Annotated in this window: 17 protein-coding genes; 9 read left to right on the top strand and 8 right to left on the bottom strand. The window is 41.0% G+C overall.

The window, feature by feature from the left end; genetic code table 11:
• Nucleotides 1-43: 43 nt before the first annotated feature.
• Complete coding sequence (locus tag QTN47_RS15615) at nt 44-535, top strand: RNA polymerase sigma factor (RefSeq protein ID WP_369330329.1); 492 nt, start codon at nt 44-46, stop codon at nt 533-535.
• A 270-nt stretch (nt 536-805) separates the two neighbouring features.
• Here QTN47_RS15615 and QTN47_RS15610 read toward each other — a convergent pair whose 3' ends face one another.
• The 5 genes from QTN47_RS15610 to QTN47_RS15590 form a co-directional block, all read right to left on the bottom strand.
• Complete coding sequence (locus QTN47_RS15610; protein ID WP_369330328.1) at nt 806-1855, bottom strand: glycosyltransferase family 4 protein; 1050 nt, start codon at nt 1853-1855, stop codon at nt 806-808.
• Nucleotides 1856-1862: 7 nt separating this feature from the next.
• Nucleotides 1863-2660 carry an FkbM family methyltransferase gene (locus tag QTN47_RS15605; RefSeq protein ID WP_369330327.1) on the bottom strand — a complete coding sequence of 266 codons (798 nt, stop codon included), beginning with the start codon at nt 2658-2660 and terminating at the stop codon, nt 1863-1865.
• 140 nt (nt 2661-2800) lie between these two features.
• A complete protein-coding gene (locus QTN47_RS15600; RefSeq protein ID WP_369330326.1) occupies nt 2801-3838 on the bottom strand; it encodes a glycosyltransferase family 9 protein in 1038 nt (345 codons plus the stop codon).
• Nucleotides 3835-4767 (bottom strand): methylmalonyl Co-A mutase-associated GTPase MeaB, encoded by a 933-nt coding sequence (gene meaB / locus QTN47_RS15595; RefSeq protein ID WP_369330325.1) that lies wholly within the window; start codon nt 4765-4767, stop codon nt 3835-3837. Before meaB ends, QTN47_RS15600 begins: the two co-directional genes overlap by 4 nt.
• Nucleotides 4768-4836: 69 nt before the next feature.
• Nucleotides 4837-5712: a glycosyltransferase family protein gene (locus QTN47_RS15590; RefSeq protein WP_369330324.1), complete on the bottom strand. Its 876-nt coding sequence runs from the start codon at nt 5710-5712 to the stop codon at nt 4837-4839.
• Nucleotides 5713-5853: 141 nt separating this feature from the next.
• On the opposite strand from QTN47_RS15590, the gene QTN47_RS15585 reads away from it, so the two are divergent.
• The 5 genes from QTN47_RS15585 (at nt 5854) to lptC (ending at nt 9544) form a co-directional block, all read left to right on the top strand.
• Nucleotides 5854-6636, top strand: a complete 783-nt coding sequence (locus tag QTN47_RS15585) for a hypothetical protein (RefSeq protein WP_369330323.1) — start codon at nt 5854-5856, stop codon at nt 6634-6636.
• Nucleotides 6633-6866 carry a hypothetical protein gene (locus QTN47_RS15580; RefSeq protein ID WP_369330322.1) on the top strand — a complete coding sequence of 78 codons (234 nt, stop codon included), beginning with the start codon at nt 6633-6635 and terminating at the stop codon, nt 6864-6866. The genes QTN47_RS15585 and QTN47_RS15580 overlap by 4 nt, the downstream gene beginning before the upstream one ends.
• A 163-nt stretch (nt 6867-7029) precedes the next feature.
• Nucleotides 7030-7671, top strand: coding sequence for an LON peptidase substrate-binding domain-containing protein (locus tag QTN47_RS15575; protein WP_369330321.1), 642 nt, complete (start codon nt 7030-7032; stop codon nt 7669-7671).
• Nucleotides 7671-8399 carry a type III pantothenate kinase gene (locus QTN47_RS15570; RefSeq protein WP_369330320.1) on the top strand — a complete coding sequence of 243 codons (729 nt, stop codon included), beginning with the start codon at nt 7671-7673 and terminating at the stop codon, nt 8397-8399. The genes QTN47_RS15575 and QTN47_RS15570 overlap by 1 nt, the downstream gene beginning before the upstream one ends.
• 518 nt (nt 8400-8917) lie before the next feature.
• Entirely contained in the window at nt 8918-9544 is a 627-nt protein-coding gene (lptC, locus tag QTN47_RS15565; protein WP_369330319.1) for an LPS export ABC transporter periplasmic protein LptC, read from the top strand.
• A 146-nt stretch (nt 9545-9690) separates the two neighbouring features.
• Here the strand turns inward: lptC and lysS are convergent, their stop codons facing one another.
• Entirely contained in the window at nt 9691-11223 is a 1533-nt protein-coding gene (gene lysS / locus QTN47_RS15560; RefSeq protein ID WP_369330318.1) for a lysine--tRNA ligase, read from the bottom strand.
• A 175-nt stretch (nt 11224-11398) separates the two neighbouring features.
• Between lysS and QTN47_RS15555 the strand changes: the two genes are divergently transcribed.
• Entirely contained in the window at nt 11399-12709 is a 1311-nt protein-coding gene (locus tag QTN47_RS15555; RefSeq protein WP_369330317.1) for a Gfo/Idh/MocA family protein, read from the top strand.
• A 785-nt stretch (nt 12710-13494) separates the two neighbouring features.
• Here the strand turns inward: QTN47_RS15555 and uxuA are convergent.
• Both uxuA and QTN47_RS15545 read right to left on the bottom strand, forming a co-directional pair.
• Nucleotides 13495-14658, bottom strand: coding sequence for a mannonate dehydratase (gene uxuA / locus QTN47_RS15550; protein ID WP_369330316.1), 1164 nt, complete (start codon nt 14656-14658; stop codon nt 13495-13497).
• Nucleotides 14659-15295: 637 nt separating this feature from the next.
• Nucleotides 15296-16327, bottom strand: coding sequence for a LacI family DNA-binding transcriptional regulator (locus tag QTN47_RS15545; RefSeq protein ID WP_369330315.1), 1032 nt, complete (start codon nt 16325-16327; stop codon nt 15296-15298).
• A gap of 396 nt (nt 16328-16723) precedes the next feature.
• Here QTN47_RS15545 and QTN47_RS15540 point away from each other — a divergent pair, with 396 nt between their 5' ends.
• Nucleotides 16724-17560, top strand: coding sequence for a ThuA domain-containing protein (locus QTN47_RS15540; RefSeq protein WP_369330314.1), 837 nt, complete (start codon nt 16724-16726; stop codon nt 17558-17560).
• A gap of 150 nt (nt 17561-17710) precedes the next feature.
• Nucleotides 17711-19108: a Gfo/Idh/MocA family protein gene (locus QTN47_RS15535; protein WP_369330313.1), complete on the top strand. Its 1398-nt coding sequence runs from the start codon at nt 17711-17713 to the stop codon at nt 19106-19108.
• Nucleotides 19109-19254 lie beyond the last annotated feature (146 nt).

The raw sequence follows: 19254 nt of genomic DNA, 5'->3' as shown, positions 1-19254 counted from the left end.
TCAGAATCGTCTTTTAGTTCGCCACTTTAAAAACAGTTATAAAATGAATGAACCCTGCTTTCACAAATCGTTGCTAAAACACTCGGGTTTTCTAAACACAGTTGCACAAAAGTTTGCAAGAACCAGGGAAGATGCAGAGGATCTGCTACAAGAAACATTTTGCAAGGCGCTTATTTACCAGGAGAAATTTAAAGCCGGTTCAGACCTTGGCGCATGGCTATATGTTATCATGCGAAACATCTTTATAAATAAATACAGGCGTAGAAGAAAATTTGCCGAAATCATTTATGCCCCAGCGGATAAACAAAGTTCCAATCATGGCATAAGCAAAAGCTCTCACCAGGATATTTTGTCCCGAAACATTTTAATCCAGATTCACAAATTGCCGGAGCTTTTTAAAGTACCGTTTGTTTTGCATCTTGAAGGTTATAAATACGCTGAAATTGCAAACATGCTGAATGAACCGATAGGAACAATAAAAAGCCGCATTCACTTTGCAAGGCAAATATTGAAAAATGTAATTGAGAGAGGTTAATACTAAAAAGAAAATGCCTATAGGTTAAAATATTACTTTCCGAAAAACTCTCCAGTACAGTATTTTTTGAAAAATGATTTGTGCCGTTGCTTTGTTAGCTTGCTCTGGACATCTTTTAGCTGCGTGATCTCACTCCATCGCCTCCGACGATGTATCTGTCGCCGGCGGCGACAAAATAAAGCTGCGGAGCGTGGAGGCCCAGCAAAGCGTCTGTTCGCAAATGAATGTGTCCTACATTTTTAAAATGTAGGACACATTCATTTAAAATGCTTAATAAAATGAACGATAAATTTCCAGGTATTGTTCCGCAGCTTTCTCCCAGGTAAATTCTCTTGACCTTGCTTTCACTTTTTCAGATAATTCATCATTGAATTGGGAAAGCCCTTGCTCAAACACGGTATTCATTGCGTCGCAATCAAAGCTGTTAAAGTAAAAAGCTTCTTTTCCTCCAATTTCCGGCAGCGATGTATGCGTTGATAAGAATACAGGTTTGCCGAAATGCATGGCTTCCACAACAGGCAGTCCAAAGCCTTCAGCAATTGAAGGAAAAGCAAATGCAAGGCAATTTTTATAATACCAGTATTTATCCTGATCCGATATTTTTCCAATCAGTTTAATCCTGTCGCTTACATTATACAATTTTGCCTGCTCCAAAATCTTTGCTTCATAATCCGGTCTGCGTTCGCCTGCAATGATCAATTCGTAGTCATTGTTTTTCAGCAGACAAGGGAGAACATGAAAATTCTTTTTTGCAAAGAACATTCCGATACTGAAAATAAATGGCTTCGAAGGCTTGTAAACCGGCGCGTCAAATCCGGCAAACTCTTTTACGCCACCGCCGTTGTGAATAACGGACACGGGCTTGTTGCTCGTTCCGAGATAATTTAAAACATCCCGCTTTGTATGTTCCGAGATACAGACAATTTCATCCACCCGATCAATCAATGATTGTATTTTCTTGATCTGTTCCTGCTGATTTTCGGGATTGTCAACCAAAAAATTGAGGTCATGAACAGTGATGATCTTTTTTGTTTTCTTATTGTGCGGTAAATATTTTGATAGCTGGTAAGTGCAGTGCCAAACATCCATTTTACCTGCGGCGGGATTAAAAAATTTGTGCCATGATTTGTGATGCACATAAGAAGCTTCGTTGCCAAAGGCCGTCGCCTGGTTTTGAGGCGTATAAAAATGTAGTTGTTCCCTGGCGCTGTTGTATGCTTTTTGAAGTGCCTGTCCAAGGTTTAAACAAAAGTAAAATACGCCCGTATTAGGATGGCGCATTTTTTCACAGTCGAACAGAATGTTGTGGTTAGCCTTCATCTGCAAATCAGGATTGTTTTATTGCAGTTAATGCATGGCAAAATCCGTTGATTTGTGTGTGTGTGGTTGTATATCCCAGCGATTGAATAAAATTGTTGAAGTAGTTAATATTGTTTTTGTCGCTATCCAGATCATGAATTTCCACCGAAATAACTTTTGCAAGTTTGATCAATTCGGGAGGTGTGTTATAAAAAATGTCAAACTCACTTCCTTCACAATCCACTTTCAGTACATCTATCAGGCCAAGCTTATTTTCTGTTACTATCTGTTCATACGAAATGCAGGGAACAGATATTTTTTTTGTGTTCACATCATTAAAGTTTTCGAACACGGATGCTATAACTGTATTATCACTGGCGTCTTCAACAAACAACTCGATATTGTCCTTAGGCTTACCAGTTACAGCCATTTGATGAAGAGAGATATATCCCTGCAAATTATTTTGACTGATTGTTTTATTCATAAGCCCGACATTAGCCGGCATTGGTTCATAAGCAAATATCCTGGCCTTCTTTATTTTAGACAACAGTATAAAATCAAAAAAACCCACGTTGGCGCCAATGTCAACTACTACGGGTTCAGAAGGCAATAATTTTATCAGGTCTTCAATATCATAAACATCGCTCATGAAAATTTCCTTGAACACCAGAAAAAGGTTTGAGGGGACGCTTAGTTCGATGGCATTTGGCTTTGTAACAAAATGCAACGGCCACTCAGATTTGGCAACCTTATTGCGCAGATAAACGCCCGGGTTCTGAATATTCCTGAATAGTTTAAAGTATCGTTTGTATCCGTTTGTCGGCATTATGTTATCTTTTAGGGGAGCAAATTAAGGGAAAAAACTCCATAGCCCTCCCTTGGCAGTACACAATAATGATATATTATTTGTGATGTTTTTTTAAGCTAATTTTAAAGCTGTGCTAACAATAAATACGAAGTGCCAAATCAGGCTTTTACCGTTTCTTTTTTTAGTTGCTTGTTACCGTATGAAAATTCGAGCATAGCCCTGACGCTATCAGGACGAATACCTAACATGCAATGACAAACATGCTTTGTTTTTTTGCAATCGTCACAAAACTTGTGTTCTACAAACACATGAACATGTTTTCCGACCGGTGCCCATCGGCCCGGATGTATCGGTCGCATCGGTGGATATATACCGATGGCTTCACGTCCAACTGCTGCGCAGATGTGCAAGGGGCCCGTGCTGTTGGCAATTAATCCGTCGCATGCTTTTATAAAAGGAATGAACTGTGACAGATCCATTTTACCAGTCAGATCAGTAAACAAATCGCCGGCCTCGTTAAAAAGAGGATCAAGCAAAGCCCGTTCTTTTGCAGTGCCTGAAACAAATATGTTGAATTTGGAAGGATCGAGAATCTTAATGAGTGTGGCAAAATTGTGCAGTCCCCACTCCCTTGCGCTTCCCTGCGATTTAGGATGCAGAATAAGATTGTATTTCGAAGGATCGATCAATGCCTTAAATGATGGATGTAATGTTTCAAGTTTATTCATTCCAAACAGCTCGCTTATTTCATCAAGGCTATATGTTTTGTTGATGCCAAAAAATTCCAGCAGTTTAAGATTAAGCTGGCTCTCATGAAGATCTGATTTTTTTCTGCTTAAACGCACCAACTCGTTGCATGTATACCAATGGTACAGGCGGTTGCGGGTGCCAATTCTCAATGGTATCTTCAGAGCCTTCGCTCTTTCTGCAATTCCGGTTGTGGGGAAAACATGTAAAATAGCCTGTGGCTTCTTTCCGCAGATAGTTACTTCCCTGGTCAGGAAATCTTCCGCATCAATAAACTCATCAACATACGTGCAGGATTCAATAACCGGCTTTGTATATTTTTTTCCGATAAAGCCAATCTTCATTTCCGGAAAGTGCTTTTTCAAAACTGCAGCCACCGGTAATGTGAGTACCACATCGCCAATGCTGTCGGTTCTGCTTATCAAAATATTGTCCGGAATGTTCTTCATCGTGTAGCTTTATAATTTGCAGCGCCGGGCTGTTGGATATATGGTTTTATAAACTGATACAAATTAAACTGATTGTGCCCGGCGATATACCGGCTTATTTCTTCAAAAATCTCTCCTTTTTTTATTCCTGCCATTTTGTTGGCCTGGATAAGGTGATAGGCTTTTTCCGTGAGCAGCCAATATTTTTTATCCAGTGCAGGATTATTTTCCAGTATGTGCTGAATGGACTGGTATAAAGCATCTACGCCGAAACCTTGTTCTGCAATAGTTTTTATAACCGGAATACTCCTGTTATCCTCCAGGTTCAATGTGTCATACAAGTTACGCAAATATTCATCGGCACCGGGTCTGTCATATTTATTCAGCACAAAAATATCAGCTATTTCCATCAGGCCTGATTTCATTGTCTGAATACTGTCGCCGCTTTCAGGCACAACAACAACCAATGTGATATTGGCAAGACCAGCAATTTCAATTTCTGTTTGCCCAACACCAATGGTTTCAATAATAATATAATCGAAACCGGCGGCATTCATCAAATCTGTTATCTCAATAATCTTCGGATGAAGCCCGCCCATACTTCCCCTTGAAGAAAGCGAGCGTATAAAAACATTCGGGTGATTATACCACTGACTCATTCTTATTCTGTCGCCGAGAATCGCGCCTTTGTTAAAAGGTGACGAAGGATCAACGCAGATCACACCCACTTTCTTACTTTCTGTAATAATTTCTTTTATCATGCAATCAACAAGTGTGCTTTTTCCTGCACCGGGAGGGCCGGTAACGCCAATAACATTGTTGTAATAGGAAGACACGTCTGACATTAGCACTTCGTAACCATCAGCTTCATTTTCAACAAGGGAAATGCCTCTTGCCAGCGCACGAAAGTTTCCCGTTGCTATTTCTTTTATCAACTGATGATTATCCATTTAGCAAAAATAAGCATGCATTGCAAAAGTGATTGTTATACACACGGTGGTTTAGCAAAAGTTAATCCGTTATTTTACAATGGTATAGTTTTTAAAATCGAAAGGACGAATGCCTGTTTTTCTTTCAAACCAATAAAGAAACCGGTCCTTCAGGTCGAAATGTTTTTTTGAGATATCTATATTCAGACGCCAGTTCTGTTCAGCCACTCTTTTTTGCATTACCGAAGGGTGAGTTGCCGTGAATTTTTGCAGTGAATCAAAATCATCGTAATTGAACACATCTTCAGATGCAAGGAATTGTTGCCATTCATCTGTATCATCATTCCAAAAACGACTCACATTTTTCATTTTCTGCTTCATTAGTTTGGGACTTTTCACCCATCCGTAATGATACACGTATGCATCAATTGGTTTTACAGGCAGTTTGGTTGTGCCAATTCTAAAACCTTGCGCATCGCGGTAAGCTGTAATAGCTTTATTATTCCGTATGATCCTTATTTCGCGGTTATACCATTTTCTGCTATCACCAACATAATCGTAGGTGCCATAAAAATGCAGGTATTTAAAAAGAAGTCCCTGCACACGCATATCATCTTTATATTTTTTGCACGCTTCTATTATTGCAGGATAATATTGTTCATGCACCACTTCATCAGCCTGAATGTAAAATGCCCAGTCGCTGGCCGGATCTATTAATTGAAAAGCCTTATCTGTTTCTACTGCAAGAACTTTTCCGCCGTGGCGAAGACTTTGATCCCAAACTGAGTGATGTATCTTGATCTTATTGCTATTAATGCTTCTTACCAGTTCTTCTGTATCATCATCGCAGTCTCCAACCAGCACAATCATCTCATCTACAACCGGAAGTATGGAAGTAATGGCTTCTACAATAGGATAGTCATTTATCACGGCATTTTTAATAATGGTAAAGCCACTGATCTTCATGGTGTTATTATCGATTAGCGTTAGAAAAACAGCGTAAAATAAATCTTTTTACTAACTGAAAATGAAAAACTAAGTTGATTAAAGTCAGTGTTTAAACTATTACATTCTCTCATTTTTGAGTTTGAACATTAAACTCTATTTATGAAACGAATTTTTTTGTTGAGTTTGCTTGCAGCATTCACAAGTTTTTCCTGCAGTAAGAAAGCAACAGCACCTGCGAACGAAATTTCCAGTCAAGAACGTGATGCTCCTCAACTGATTAACGGAAGATTGGTGTTTTCCGACGAACGTGCATTCTATGAATATGTGGAAGCTCGAATGTCGAAATCCGCAGATGAACTTGCCGCTGCCGGCGATACGAGTGGGTTTAAGTCGCTTTATCTTAGAAGCCAGTCTGATGATGATGTTGAGATTTCTGAAGAAATTGAAGATTTAAAGCAATTTAATTTTCCCTTGCCTTTTTTGTTTGTGATTAATCAGGATGGTGAAGTTCAAATCGGTGATTATATTGTTTGGTATAGTCGCGGGAAAAAGTACTTTATTTCCAAACAATCTGAGTCAATGCTGAGTAAATTAAAAGAAAATCCAGATTTGATCAAAGATTGTGTGCCTGCCGGAAGCTCTCTCGTTCAAAAAAAGTCAAGTGATAATGAGAGAACCAGTTTCTCTCTTTCCAACGCCCTTGACGCTCGACATCAGAAAACTTTTTTTCAAATTAATTACCAGGGAAGGACTATGAATGGTGACAGAAAATATGTGCATGAAATCATCACCTACTACGAGGGCAATTATCCCGCTGGTCCGGCTATTGTATGGCGTTCGTATATATATTTAAGAATTAAGTTAGAATGGAAGGGTAGAAACGGCAACCTGCAGGAGAAAGGAGGGAGATTAGAACTTCACTACAGGGGGCGGCGACAGTGAATTTTGGTTCAGGTGGCTATCAAGTTGGTCCTGAAATAAATCTTAATACAGGCATTACCCAAAGCGGAGACTATACCCTGCTGCTTGCCCAATATAACGGAAGTGGGATCACATCTCCGTCGCAACCTACACCAATGTGGACGCTTGACTTAAATGGTACGATTTATCAACATGTCGAAGGTGACGTTACGTCTAATGAATGGTATAATACAGGCTATCCTCTGTGGTAGTGTTAAACGGATTTGTCAACCGAAGCCCTACGATAAAGTTGGGCTTCTTATTTTTTAAAAACGGGCATTCTCTCATTTGGCTAATATCAATAAGTTTGCACTAAGAAAGCATGGAATTTGCTGTAGCTATAACTATTATTCTGTCATCCATACCAGGTTTAGCATGATTAATTTCATTCCCATATTTCCGTTGAATATTGTGGTGTATCCCGGGGAGCAACTTAACCTGCATATTTTTGAGGAGCGCTATAAACAATTGGTGAACGAATGTTTTACTGAAAAAAAATCTTTTGGCATTCCTGCTGTTATTGACAGTCATGTTAAAGAATTGGGTACGTTGGTACAGATCAAAGAGATTGCCGAAGTTTATGAAGATGGTCGTATGGATATACGCACAGAGGGAATTCGCATGTTCAAAATACTGGAGATTATACGTTCTGTTCCCAACAAGTTATATGACGGCGCGATTGTGAACTATCCGGACACAATTGACGAGAGGAATATTAACATGATGCGCCGCATTATTGCAGGCATTCGCGAATTACACCGCTTGCTGAAAGTGACCAAAGATTTTAAAAAGAATGATGACGAGCTGGTAAGTTATGATATAGCCCATCACGCAGGACTTTCCTTACACGAAGAATATGAGTTGCTTGGACTGTTGCAGGAAGATCAGCGCCTGGAATACTTAAAACGCCATCTGAATAAGATAATACCCATTGCAGGCGGCATAGATAAACTAAAAGAAAAAATTCAGCTTAACGGACATTTCAGGGAACTGAAAGGTTTTAATTTAGATCTTTAATGATGCAGACCACCCTTTGCTTTGACTTTGGAAACACCCGCTTAAAGTGCGCCGTATTTACCAACGGAGAATTGACCGATGTACTTGTATTGAAAGATGATAGTAACGACACCATTCTGGAGTTGATAGGGGAATACAAGCCAATAAGAACCCTGCTATCTTCTGTAATTAATCACAATCAGGCCTTGGATGAGCTTTTACAACAGCATTCCGATTTTCACAGGCTCAATCACCTGAGCCGGTTACCTGTTAAAACACCTGTTGGAAAGCCAGAAACAATTGGTGCCGACAGGCTGGGGCTGGTTGTTGGTGCCATGCATGAATTTCCTGAAAATCATTGCCTCGTGGTTGGTTTGGGCTCATGTATTACCTTCAATTTTGTTAATAAGCGTCACGAATTTTTAGGCGGAGGAATATCACCCGGCCTTGAAATGCGTTTCCGCTCCATGCACGAGTTTACCGCCAGGTTGCCTTTGATAAAACCTGACGGCAATTTTCCCCTGATTGGCTATGATACCCGCACAAACATGCTCAGTGGCGTAATATTGGGCATGAGCAAAGAAATTGACGGCATTATTGACGAGTACCTGGCCAAATATGCCAATCTTAAGGTATTCCTCACCGGAGGTGATATGCATTTCTTTAAACCGCATCTTAAATCAGAGATCATTTTCGATCCATATCTGATTTATAAGGGATTGTATGCGATTAGTGAGGAGAATAAGTAGCTGTGGACTATGAGCTGGGTGTCAGGTATCAGGTTTTAGGCATAAGGTGTGAGGCATGAGGCATGAGGCATGAGGTGTGAGTGTGAGGTGTGAAATGTGAAATGTGAGTTGTGAGGTGTGAGGTGTGAGGTGTGAGGTGTGAGGTGTGAGGTGTCCAAGAATTGCACCTTGTAAGTTAGCTAAGAAATTTTACACTATTAGAAGGGTAAACTTAATCCTTACCCGGCTAAGGCTGAAGGCCTTAGAGCATTAGCCCAGGGCAACGCCCTGGGTAAAAGACACAATATCGATCAAGCCCTGAAGGGGCGAAAGCAAAAGCTACACGAAAGAATGAAACTGATAATTAGGCAGATTGAGATCAAAATCCAAAGCTGATAGCTCATAGCTGATGGCTCAAGGCTGATAGCTGATAGCCGAATGCTTAGAGCTCCTGTTAAAATGACATTTGCAACGTTCAGGGGGTGCCGGCTTACACGTTTCTTCACTTATCTTTGGGCCGATTTTATTTCACAGAATTTATGATACAACGCTTTTTACGCATAAATAAGAAATGGGCAATACTGCTTCCGGCGCTGCTGTTATTTTCCTGTGAGAATAAAATCGAAGAAGTACAGGATCTGGGCAAGAAAAGAACAGGTGTTGAAGAAGGCGTACAAATCGAAAGTTATATGAGTGAAGGCGGTGTTATGAAAGCACGGCTGACTGCTCCTGAAATGTTGCGGACACAAAACGATACGCCACGTACCATTTTCCCAAAATCGCTCCAGGTGATCTTTTATAACGACAGCCTGAAAATGGAAAGTCATCTGTTCGCCAAATACGGTCACTATCTTCAAAACGACAATAAGGTATTCTTACGTGATAGTGTTGTTGTATTCAACGTCAAGGGTGATACGTTGTTCTGCGACGAACTATGGTGGGATCAAAATAAACAAATCTTCTACTCAGACAAGCCGGTGAATGTTCATAAAAAGTCCGGCGAAAACCTGCGCGGTGCTGCACTTACCGCAAAACAGGATTTCAGCAAATATAGCTTTACAAATGCCACCGGTAACCTGTTGGTTGGAGACAGCTTATTGCCATCGAACAACGATAGTACTCCTCCTCCGCCAGCACAAACGCCTGCTCCGTCGCCGGTTCAATAAGCTTTCAGCTATCAGCATTGAGCTATCAGCATTCTTAAAAAGAAGAATTCGAATACTAAACATAAAAAAAGCACAGAATAAAACTTATATTCTGTGCTTTTGTCATTTATTTCTTTGTGCTTCTTGTCGTCTTTGCGTCTTTGCGGCTAATCTTCCTGCTCTTCCATTCTTTCCGGCCTCATTTGCGGGAACAGCAGCACATCCTGAATAGAAGGCTGATTGGTCATCAACATACAAAGCCTGTCAATTCCAATACCAATACCACTGGTAGGAGGCATACCGTATTCCAGGGCACGTAAAAAGTCATAGTCGATGAACATTGCTTCATCGTCGCCACGCTCCATCAAACGAACCTGCTCCTCGAAACGTTCACGTTGATCGATTGGGTCGTTTAGCTCAGAATAGGCGTTCGCAATTTCTTTTCCATTGATCATCAGCTCAAAACGCTCAACCAGCCCCGGTTTGCTGCGGTGCTTTTTGGTAAGCGGGCTCATTTCAACAGGATAGTCTATAATGAATGTCGGTTGAACATATTTGTATTCTGCCTTCTCGCCAAACAATGCGTCGACCAGCTTGCCTTTACCCATTGAAGCATCTACCTCAATATGCAGTTGTTTGCAGGTAGTGCGAAGCTCATCTTCATTCATTTCGCTGATGTCGATGCCAGTGTTTTCTTTTATCGCGTCATAAATGCTCAGACGTTTGAACGGCGCTTTAAAATTGATGATAGTTTCGCCAACTTTTACTTCTGTTGTTCCGTGCAGCGCCAGAGCAATTTTTTCAATTAATTGTTCGGTCACTTCCATCATCCAGAAGTAATCCTTATAAGCTGTATACCATTCCAACACGGTAAACTCAGGATTATGTGTTCTGTCCATGCCCTCATTACGGAAGTTGCGGCTGAATTCATATACCCAGTCAAAACCACCAACGATCAGTCTTTTTAAGTACAGCTCATTCGCAATACGCAGGTAAAAAGGCATGTCCAACGTATTATGGTGTGTCATAAACGGTCTGGCCGCAGCACCACCCGGAATAGATTGCAATACCGGCGTATCTACCTCAATCGCACCCTGGCCATTCAAAAAGTCGCGGATGGTATTGATCAGTTTGGTTCTTTTTACGAATGTTTCTTTCACATCCGGGTTGATGATCAGGTCCGCATAACGTTGACGATAGCGGAACTCAGGATCAGTGACAGCATCAAAAACGTGCCCGTGCTCATCTCTTTTTACCACAGGAAGCGGTTTCAGGGATTTCGTCAGCAAGGTAATTGTTTGCGCGTGTATGGATGTTTCGCCTGTTTTAGTGATAAATACAAAACCCGTAGAACCGATAATATCACCCAGATCCAGTCCATGTTTTACAACATTATCCCAGAAAGATTTATCCTCACCAGGGCAAATGTCATCGCGTTTTACATACAACTGAATAATGCCTTTGCTGTCTTGTATCTTTATAAAGAAAACCTTGCCTTTGTCGTTGATACTCATGATTCTGCCTGCAACGCAAACGCTGGCAAAATTGTCTTTTGTTTCTTCACTGAATTCCTTCTTGATATCAGCAGAAAAATGTGATACGGGATATAAAGGTGCAGGATATGCATCTATGCCTGCTTCTTTCAGCTTTCCTAACTTTTCACGGCGGATGATTTCCTGTTCGGACAAATGTTGACTCATATTAAAAAAATAAAAGGTTGGCAAAGATAATGAATGTGGGCTTGCGAGTAAATGCAAATATAGAAGGGGCTGTAAGTCTTACTTACAGCTATATATGTATAATTTTTTTAAGTGATCTGGCTTAACAATCATAGAGTGGATTAAGTATATTTGAAAGAACGCTTAACGATTCCACATGAAAAAACAAATACCCCGGCCCAACTACTCCGCCGGAAGACGCAAGTTTTTGATAAATACTGTACAGGCCGCTGTTGCTATTACCATTATTCCCCGCCATGTTATGGGAGGAAAAAATTATGTTGCTCCAAGTGACCAGATAAACCTGGGATTTATCGGCACAGGAAAACAGGGGAGAGGATTGGTTCGCAACTTTGCCACCCGCGCACAGGTGGTCGCCGCTGCCGATGTAGATCAGCAAAAACTGGATCTGTTCGAATCAAATACGAAAAAGTTATATGCTGAGGTCAAAGACAAAATGGATTATAAAGGCATTACCGGCTATAAAGATTTTCGTGAATTATTAGATAGAAAGGATATTGACGCGGTGGTTATTGCCACTCCGGATCATTGGCACGCTGTAATGACCGTAATGGCTGCGAATAAAAAAAAGCATGTGTATTGCGAAAAGCCACTGGCACATTCAGTTGAAGAGGGCCGGGCAATGGTAAATGCAACAAAAAAGAATAATGTTATACTCCAAACGGGAAGTATGCAGCGTTCCCGCGAGACTTTCCACCATGCCTGCGAGCTTGTTCGCAATGGTTACATCGGTGATGTTAAGGAAGTGCAAGTGAATGTTGGTGTGGCTGCTGTGCCTGCAACGCTGCCGCAACAGCAAGTGCCATCAGTGCTTAACTGGGACATGTGGAGCGGTCCTGCGCCACTGGTGCCTTTTAATGCGGATTATGCTCCGCCTGTAGAGTTAGACATCTTTCCTAACTGGAGAAAATACAAAGAATTTGGTGGTGGCATTTTGAGCGACTGGGGTGCACACATGTTTGATATTGCACAATGGGGCCTGGGCATGGATGAATCCGGTCCGGTTCATTTTTATCCTCCTGACGGTAAGGACCATCAGCACCTTACCATGGTGTATAAAAATGGCGTAGTGATGAAGCACATGGACTTTGGACGAGGTTTTGGTGTACGATTTATTGGCTCAAAAGGAACGCTTGATATCAGCCGTGAATATTTAACATCCGATCCTGCAAATATTGTGACCGCGACTATCCAGCCAAATGAAATTCATTTGTATAAGAGTGATGATCACTATTCTGACTGGTTAAATGCGATTAAGAACGGCACTCAACCTATTTGCAATGCAGAAACTGGTCACCGCACCAGCAGTTTGTGTTGCATAGCAAACATAGCCTACTGGTTAAACCGCCCGCTGGAATGGAACCCGGAAAAAGAAAAATTCAGGCACGATAAGGAAGCAAACAGATTGGCGAAGGCAAATATCAGGAAGCCGTGGTCCCTAGATTAGGATTTGGATTAGGATTGTCTTGACCGGGATTTTTGGGATTAGGGGATTAACTGGATTTGCAAAAAACGTGTCCTACACTTGCAAGTGTAGGACACGTTTTTTGCTGCAAAGCCCAATCTTTCTCCAGATCTATTTTTTTACTGTTCACCGAATGAATCGATGCTAAAAAGAAATAGGCTATTCAAAAACTGAACAGCCCATCTTACGCTCTTACTGTCTTACAGTCTTACGTGTCTTCTACAAATCCGGAAGGGATGAAATTATTATAGCATAATCATATAGTTTGGCGAAAATAACCCCGAAGGGGTGGCATTATCTGGACCGGGATTTTTGGGATTGGAGGATTGACAGGATTTGCAAAAACATGTCCTACACTTGCAAGTGTAGGACATGTTTTTTGCTGCAAAGCCCGATCTCTCTAGATGTATTTTTTTTACTTTTCACCGAATGAATCGATGCTTTATAGAAATAGGCTATTCAAAAACTGAACAGCCCATCTTACGATCTTACGATCTTACTGTCTTACGTGTCTTCTACTAATCCCGAAGGGGTGGCATTATCTTGACCGGGATTTTTGGGATTAGGGGATTAACTGGATTTACAAAAAACGTGTCCTACACTTGCAAGTGTAGGACACGTTTTTTGCCGAAGCGCTATCTTTCTCCAGATCTATTTTTTTACTGTTCACCGAACGAATCGATGCTAAATAGAAAGGGGATATTCAAAACTGAACAGCCCATCTTACTATCTTACTATCTTACGATCTTACTGTCTTACATGTCTTCTTAGAGGCTTCTCGCTATCCCCAGCTCCAAACCTCTCAACTCCGCCAAACCTCTCAATCTTCCAATTGCAGAATAACCGGGATAGGTTTTCTTTTTCAGATCATCCAACATTTGATGCCCATGATCGGGGCGCATAGGAATTGCAACATTTCTGCGTTTCATCAATAACACAATTTCTTTCACTACTGCATACATATCAACATCACCATCCAGGTGGTCCGCTTCATAAAAATTGCCCTCAGCATCACGTCTTGTGCTGCGTAAGTGCAGGAAATGAATATGATCGCCCAGGCGTTGAACCATTCCAACAAGATCATTATCCGCTCTTACACCGTAAGATCCCGTACAAAAGCACAAACCGTTTGCAGGAGATTGAATGCTGTTCAGCAATTCAACAGCATCTTGCTCTGTACTTACAATACGGGGTAAGCTCAATATCGGATATGGAGGATCATCAGGATGGATCGCCATTTTCAATCCCACTTCTTCCGCTATGGGAACAACCTGCTGCAGAAAGAAAAACAAATGCTGTTTTAATTTTTGCGCATCAATGCCTTTATAAGTATTTAATGCATTCAAAATTTGCTCTTCAGTAAAACGCTCTTCACTTCCTGGTAAGCCAAGTAATGCATTGGTGTACAAAACATCTTTTTGTTCTGCAGTCATGCTTTCCAATCTTGCTTTGGCTTTACTGATCTCATCTTCAGTATAATCTTTTTCAGCGCCTGGTCTCTTTAAAATAAAAAGATCAAAAGCAATGAAAGCAGCTTTTTCAAAATACAATGCCTTGCTGCCATCGGCCATTTCATAGGAAATATCTGTACGCATCCAGTCAAGGATCGGCATAAAGTTATAGGTAACAACTTTCAATCCACATGCGGCAACATTGCGAAGACTCTGCTTGTAGTTCTCTATATATTGAAGATAGTTGCCAGTGTGTTTTTTGATGTCTTCATGTACAGGCAGACTTTCAATAACCGTCCAGGTCATTCCTGCATCTTCTACCTGTTGTCTTCTTTTATTTATTTCATCAACCGGCCATATGTCACCAACAGCAATATGATGAAGCGCAGTAACAACGCCTGTGCAACCTGCCTGGCGAATATCTGATAAGCTAACCGGATCATTAGGGCCATACCAACGCATGGTCTGTTCCATGAACATAAGCAATCAATTTGAGAGGTGTTTAAAATGTTGTCGTCAAATATAAAGCGTTTTGGTATATCGCTGATCGCTGATTTTTTGATCTCTGATTTGTTCAGGCGCAAAATCCTAATAATTCATAGACAGCACTTCTTCTTACTGTCTTACGATCTTACGCGTCTTACGGTCTTATATCTCTGATGTCTGATTTTTTGATCTCTGATTTGTTCAGGCGCAAAATCCCAATAATTCATAGACAGCACTTCTTCTGACTGTCTTACGATCTTACGCGTCTTATGGTCTTATATCTCTGATGTCTGATTTTTTCATCTCTGATCTATCTCAGGTGCGAGATAACAACTAAACATCGACAGCACATCTTCTTACCTTCTTACTGTCTTACGATCTTACTGTCTTACGGTCTTATATCACTGATGTCTGATCTTTTGATCTCTGATCTATCTCAGGTGCGAGATAACAACTAAACATAGACAGCACATCTTCTTACCTTCTTACTGTCTTACGATCTTACGCGTCTTACGGTCTTATATCTCTGATGTCTGTTTTTTTGATCTCTGATCTTTCTCAGGTGCGAGATAACAACTAAACATAGACAGCACATCTTCTTACCATCTTACTGTCTTACGATCTTACGGTCTTACTGTCTTCTTCTTGAAGAGGCCTGTATATCTAACGCAGTATCTAACTGAATGGTGCGGTATTGTGTTGTAGTGTTATTGTTTTCAATCAATTCAATAATAAGTTCGGCTGCTTTCTGTCCAACGTTAAATGTAGGTTGCTTAACAGAAGTGAGTGCGGGAGCAAGATAAGGCGTGATGGGATTATCGGAGAAGCCGGCAATAGCAATGTCCTCAGGAATACGCAACCCCATTTCTTTTATCACTTTAATACAGATGATATTCAATCTTTCTGCAGAAATAAAAATAGCGTCCGGTCTGTTATCCGATTCAAGGATCCTTCTGATCGTCATTTCACTGCACACAACGTCGATTGGGCTATGAATGATCCATTCATCACGAACCGGAAGATTGTATTTTTTCATTGCGTCTTTATAACCGTTTAACCTGTTCTGTGTGATGGAAAGGTTGAGCGGTAGCGTTATCAGTGCAATGTTGTGATATCCTTGTTGTATCAGGTGTTCAACGCCGTTGTATGCGCCAAAGTAATCATTGGTAATTACCTTATGTGCGTTGATTGAATGACACACACGATCAAACATCACGAGCGGAATGTTCTTATCTATTGTATCAGTAAGATGATCATAGCACTGTGTTTCGTTCGCAAGCGAAATGATCAGGCCATCAATGCGCCTGGAAACAAGGAGCTGAACATTTTCCTTTTCACGCTCATATTTTTCATGACTTTGAAAGATAAGTACATGATAACCTTTTTTATAAGCGATGTCTTCAATGCCTGCAATAGTGTTGGATGAAAAGTTATTGGCAATTTCAGGAACGATGACGCCGATAATCTTGCTTCTTTTTTCTTTCAGTGACAATGCAATGGGGTTGGGAGTGTAGTGCAGTCTTGCTGCTACTTCCTTTACCAGCATCTTTGTCTCAAGCTTTATCTCAGCACTATCTCTTAACGCACGGGAAACCGTGCTCACAGAGAGTTTCAACTCTTGAGCGATATCTTTAATTGTGACTATACGTTGCGAATTATCCATTGCACTATTATAACGCTTATAAGGGGTTTAAAGCATAAATCTATTTATAGATATCTAATAAACAAGGTTATTCATTCAAAATTTTTAAAATTTTTTTGGGAAAAAACCGTGGTTACATCAACGCAAACGTTCCCGGCAACGAGTGAGGCGAATTGCTTTGCTAATCAATTTTAGCAGCACGTGTTTTAAACAGATATTCTTTTTATGTTTGAATGAAGAACCGGAATAATTGCTTTTGCCTGGAACGATTGGATAGACCTTGCGCATAATGAAAAAAACTTTGTTTACCGCTATGCAAAACATTGCATTGTTATAGCGTGTTCAGACCTGCCATTGTTTATTGCCGGCAAATAATCAGAAAAACATTAAACAGGATTTAAAATTATTATGGGTACTGTGAAAAAGTTACTTGGTATAACGTGTCTGCTTACCGCAATTGTAGCATTCGGATTTGCGTGCACATCAGCAAAAAGATCGGCCTCATCTTCCAATGCAAGTCTGAAGAACAAACGTGTACTTGTATATACCAAAAATGGCAAGGGCTATGTTCATCAAAATATTGCAGCGGCAACTTCGAGTTTGCAGCAACTTGGCAGGGAAAACGGTTTTGTTGTTGATGTATCTGACAAGCCCGAAGATTTCACAGAAGAAAATTTGAAAAAGTACAATGTTCTCATCTTTAATAATACGAATAATGATGTTTTTACGTCAGATGAACAAAAGGTTGCTTTGATGCGATACGTTCAGGCCGGCGGAGGATTTATCGGAATACATTCCGCATCGGGAACAGAACGCAACTGGCCATGGTTCAAACGCTTGCTGGGCGCCACTTTCCTGCGTCATGCAGCTCATCAGAAGTTTAAAGACATTGTCATCGATAACACGCATCCTTCAACAGCATCCTTACCTCAGATATGGGAGTGTGATGATGAATGCTATTATGTAAAAGAAGTAAATCCGGATCTGCATGTGCTTGTAGTTCATGATCTGAGTAGCGTGGACGATAAGGACAAACCTGTTTTCTACGGACAGACTTTTCCTTCAGTCTGGTGTCACGAATTTGATGGAGGCAGACAATGGTATACAACACTTGGGCATGACAGCGCTACTTATTCAAATCCCGTTTTTCAAAAACACTTGCTTGGTGGAATAGAGTGGGTGGCTGGTGGCAACGATAAACCGGATTATTCAAAAGCGAAGGCTAAGAGTCCGGATGATCCGCTGCCATATTAAATGTGCAAATGTGTAGATGTGCAAATGTGCGGATGTGCGATTATGCAAATGAAGCGAGTCTTTTTATGTGCGGATGTTTAAATATATAGATAGTTACTAAAAGCTGAAAGCTGATGGCTGACAGCTCATAGCTTTTCAAAACCTATAGTTATGAAAAAGAAAACCAACGATTCATCGAGAAGGAAGTTTTTGAAGAACTCTATTGCAGGTGCCGCCGGTGTTGCACTTGTAAATATTCCCACAATTGTTCCTGCAAGTGTGTTTGGTAAATATGCACCAAGCAACCGGATCAATATAGGAGCTATAGGTACAGGCAGGATTTCCCGTGAACATGATATGCCAGGTACGTGGCAGCACGGTAAAGCACGCATTATTGCCGTGTGTGATCTTGATAAGAACCGCCTGGCTTCTGCGCAGAAACTGGTGAATGATTATTATTCAAAGAAGGAGGGAAAGCCATACAATGGGGTTATTAGGTATGACGACTATCTTGAATTGCTGGCAAATAAAGATATTGATGCAGTATTGATCAGCACACCTGACCACTGGCACGTAATACCTGCTGTTGCGGCAGTGCGTGCGGGTAAGGATGTGTACATGCAAAAGCCGGCATCACTCACTATTTCTGAAGGACGTTTTTTAAGTAATGAAGTACATAAATCAGGACGCATACTACAAATAGGCAGCCAACAACGTTCGATGCCGCAATTTAAACGCGCATGTGAGTTGGTTCGTAATGGTCGCATCGGTAAACTGCATACTATTTATGTTGGCTTGCCAATTGATGATCCTAAACAAGCCACAGTCGAGCAGCCAATGCCGGTACCGTCAGAATTGAATTATGAAAAATGGCTGGGCTCTACGCCTTATGTTCCTTATACATTAAAACGTGTTCATCCCACGAATGATTTTTCGAGACCAGGCTGGTTGCGCATTGAGCAATTTGGTGCAGGTATGATCACAGGCTGGGGCGCGCATCACTTTGATATTGCCAATTGGGGAATGGGTACTGAATTTACCGGTCCGGTTGAAATATTCGGAACTGCCGAGTGGCCTCCTGCCGGCAGCTTATGGGATGTGCATGGCTCATTTAAAACGGAAAGCCTGTTTGCAAATGGTGTGCGGGTACTGGCAAGCGACCAATATCCTAACGGTGTAAAATTTGTTGGTTCCGATGGATGGATCTTTGTTACGCGTGGCAACTATTCCGCAACAGCAAACGATCCTGTTGCAAAAGATAAAAATGCGAAAGCACTTGATGCAAGCGATCCCAAAATACTTACTTCAGTGATCGGGGAGAATGAATTGCATCTGTATGAAAGTAAAGAGCATCATGGTAACTGGCTGGATTGTATTCAAACAAGACAAACACCTATTACACCAATTGAAGTTGGACATAGAGCCTGCTCCGTTTGTTTGCTCAATCATGCTGCGATGAAGTTAAAACGCAAACTTTATTGGGATCCGATCCAGGAGAAGTTTAAAAACGATGATGAGGCGAATGCAATGTTGTGTAAACCGCAACGTTGGCCATACCAACTGGTCTAGACCTGGATTTATAAGATTTGAGGATTAACGGGATTGGGTTGATGATGAATGAAGGAATACACGATTTAGAAAGGAGTTGATAGAAAGATTACGCGGATATTATTTCCTTAACGAAGCGTTAGGGATGCGATCAAACAAAATCATTA

This window comes from Danxiaibacter flavus, assembly GCF_041060425.1.
Taxonomy (GTDB): domain Bacteria; phylum Bacteroidota; class Bacteroidia; order Chitinophagales; family Chitinophagaceae; genus Danxiaibacter; species Danxiaibacter flavus.
Note: the sequence above shows the minus strand (reverse complement) of the source record. Positions and strands in the feature narration are given on the sequence as shown.

What these genes read in the sequence shown, in the direction of transcription:
- QTN47_RS15600 (WP_369330326.1), bottom strand. Translation starts at nt 3,838, where the DNA reads ATGAAGAACATTCCGGACAATATTTTGATAAGCAGAACCGACAGCATT.
- lysS (WP_369330318.1), bottom strand. Translation starts at nt 11,223, where the DNA reads ATGAGTCAACATTTGTCCGAACAGGAAATCATCCGCCGTGAAAAGTTA.
- QTN47_RS15615 (WP_369330329.1), top strand. Translation starts at nt 44, where the DNA reads ATGAATGAACCCTGCTTTCACAAATCGTTGCTAAAACACTCGGGTTTT.
- uxuA (WP_369330316.1), bottom strand. Translation starts at nt 14,658, where the DNA reads ATGTTCATGGAACAGACCATGCGTTGGTATGGCCCTAATGATCCGGTT.
- QTN47_RS15610 (WP_369330328.1), bottom strand. Translation starts at nt 1,855, where the DNA reads ATGAAGGCTAACCACAACATTCTGTTCGACTGTGAAAAAATGCGCCAT.
- QTN47_RS15585 (WP_369330323.1), top strand. Translation starts at nt 5,854, where the DNA reads ATGAAACGAATTTTTTTGTTGAGTTTGCTTGCAGCATTCACAAGTTTT.
- QTN47_RS15605 (WP_369330327.1), bottom strand. Translation starts at nt 2,660, where the DNA reads ATGCCGACAAACGGATACAAACGATACTTTAAACTATTCAGGAATATT.
- QTN47_RS15590 (WP_369330324.1), bottom strand. Translation starts at nt 5,712, where the DNA reads ATGAAGATCAGTGGCTTTACCATTATTAAAAATGCCGTGATAAATGAC.
- QTN47_RS15575 (WP_369330321.1), top strand. Translation starts at nt 7,030, where the DNA reads ATGATTAATTTCATTCCCATATTTCCGTTGAATATTGTGGTGTATCCC.
- QTN47_RS15555 (WP_369330317.1), top strand. Translation starts at nt 11,399, where the DNA reads ATGAAAAAACAAATACCCCGGCCCAACTACTCCGCCGGAAGACGCAAG.
- meaB (WP_369330325.1), bottom strand. Translation starts at nt 4,767, where the DNA reads ATGGATAATCATCAGTTGATAAAAGAAATAGCAACGGGAAACTTTCGT.
- QTN47_RS15535 (WP_369330313.1), top strand. Translation starts at nt 17,711, where the DNA reads ATGAAAAAGAAAACCAACGATTCATCGAGAAGGAAGTTTTTGAAGAAC.
- QTN47_RS15570 (WP_369330320.1), top strand. Translation starts at nt 7,671, where the DNA reads ATGATGCAGACCACCCTTTGCTTTGACTTTGGAAACACCCGCTTAAAG.
- QTN47_RS15545 (WP_369330315.1), bottom strand. Translation starts at nt 16,327, where the DNA reads ATGGATAATTCGCAACGTATAGTCACAATTAAAGATATCGCTCAAGAG.
- lptC (WP_369330319.1), top strand. Translation starts at nt 8,918, where the DNA reads ATGATACAACGCTTTTTACGCATAAATAAGAAATGGGCAATACTGCTT.